Raw genomic sequence first — 1,688 nt, forward strand, 5'->3', positions numbered from 1 at the left:
GCCGCGGCCACGGACCCGGGGTCGGTGACGTCGAGCCGGAGCGGGACGGCGCCGGGCAGGTCGACGGATTCCGGGTCGCGGGCGCCGGCGTAGACCTTGGCGCCTCGTTCGAGCAGCTGAAGGGCGATCTGGCGGCCGAAACCGCGGTTGGCTCCGGTGACCACGGCGACTGCGTCGTTGAGTTCCATGCTGATTAGATTATGTTCATCATCTAATTCGCGCACTGTAATAGATGACACACATCATCTATAGTTGCGGCCATGGGACGGGTGTCGCAGGCGCAGGCCGCCGAGAACAGGGAACGCATCGTCGCCACCGCCGCGCGACTCTTCCGCGAGCGGGGCATCGCCGGGGTGAGCGTCGCCGACGTGACAGCCGAGGCGGGCCTCACGCACGGCGGTTTCTACCGGCACTTCGCCTCGAAGGACGCCCTGGCCGCCGAGGCGGTGGCGTCGGCCTTCGCCACCCAGGCCACCCAGATCCCGCCGGCGACCGCGGATGACGGCCGCCGGGCAGTGATCGACGCCTACCTCTCCGCCGCGCACCGTGACGATCCCGGCGGTGGCTGCCCGTCGGCCGGCTTCGGCGGTGACGTGGCCCGGGCCACCGGCGGCGACGCGACCCGCCAGGCCTACGCCGACGGCGTCGAGGGGTTCGCCCGCCACCTCGGCGGCGGCGAACCGGACCTGACCGCCCTCAGCACCATGGTCGGCGCCCTGATCCTGTCCCGGGCGACCGCGGGCACCCCCCTCTCCGACCGCATCCTCACCGCCGCCCGCGAGAGCCTCGGCATCCCGGTGGCCTGAACTACTGGACATCATGAGCGGGGACGACCCGCACACCGGCTCGGCGTGCCTCCCGCGGCAGGTTGCGACCCTGTGTCACGATCTTGGATGGCGTCCGGCGGAGCATGCGGAGGATCTTCCCGATGAAGAAGGTGCTGGGCTGGGTCCTGGTGTTCCTGCTCGTCTTCTGGATCGGCACCAATCCGGGGCCGGCCGCCGAGGTGGCCCGCAGCATCGGCGCGGGCGTCGGTGACATCTTCAGCAACATCGGGACGTTCTTCGTCGAACTGGCCAACGGCAGCTGACGTGCGCCTGCTCTTCGCCGGGCTGACCACCGTCGACCTGGTGCAGCGGGTCCAGCGGTTCCCCGGCGCCGATGAGAAGGTGCAGTCCGAGTCGGTGGATGTCGCCGCGGGTGGCCCGGCGGCCAACGCGGCGGTCACGGCGGCCGCGCTCGGCGCCACCGTCACGCTGGTCAGCGTGGTCGGTGCGCACCCGCTCGGCGATCTGGTCCGGGCCGATCTGGCCGCGCACGGGGTCACCCTCATCGACGCCGCCCCGGACTCCCCGGAACCGCCGCCGGTCTCCGCGGTGACGGTCCTCGCCACGACCGGCCAGCGCTCCATCGTCAGCCGCAACGCCGGCACCCGTGCGGTCGCCGCACCCGCGGCCGGTCTGCCCGGCGCCGACCTGACCATGGTCGACGGGCATCATCCGGTGCTCGCACTGGCCGCGGCACGATCCGCGAACCGGCTGCTCGTCGACGCGGGCAGCTGGCGCCCCGTCTTCGCCGACATCTTCCCGCACGCCGAGGTGGTGGCCTGCTCCGGCGACTTCCGCCACCCCGGAGCCGACCCGGCGATGGGCGACACGGCGATGGGCGACTTCGGCCACCCCGGCGCC

At 72.4% G+C, this 1,688-nt stretch carries 4 protein-coding genes; 3 read left to right on the forward strand and 1 reads right to left on the reverse strand.

The features are described from left to right. Positions 1-188: SDR family NAD(P)-dependent oxidoreductase (locus ACFO0C_RS38560; RefSeq protein WP_378071742.1), on the reverse strand; the 188-nt coding region annotated here is incomplete at its 3' end. A 72-nt stretch (positions 189-260) separates the two neighbouring features. Between ACFO0C_RS38560 and ACFO0C_RS38565 the strand changes: the two genes are divergently transcribed. From ACFO0C_RS38565 to ACFO0C_RS38575, 3 genes are all read left to right on the forward strand, one after another. After that, positions 261-806: a TetR/AcrR family transcriptional regulator gene (locus tag ACFO0C_RS38565; protein ID WP_378071743.1), complete on the forward strand. Its 546-nt coding sequence runs from the start codon at positions 261-263 to the stop codon at positions 804-806. Between the two features lie 122 nt (positions 807-928). Further along, complete coding sequence (locus ACFO0C_RS38570; RefSeq protein WP_378071744.1) at positions 929-1,090, forward strand: hypothetical protein; 162 nt, start codon at positions 929-931, stop codon at positions 1,088-1,090. 1 nt (position 1,091) lies between these two features. After that, positions 1,092-1,688 (forward strand): PfkB family carbohydrate kinase (locus ACFO0C_RS38575; RefSeq protein ID WP_378071745.1); only part of this gene is annotated, 597 nt, incomplete at its 3' end.

Origin of the sequence: Actinoplanes subglobosus, from assembly GCF_042650585.1 — a bacterium.
GTDB lineage: Bacteria > Actinomycetota > Actinomycetes > Mycobacteriales > Micromonosporaceae > Actinoplanes > Actinoplanes subglobosus.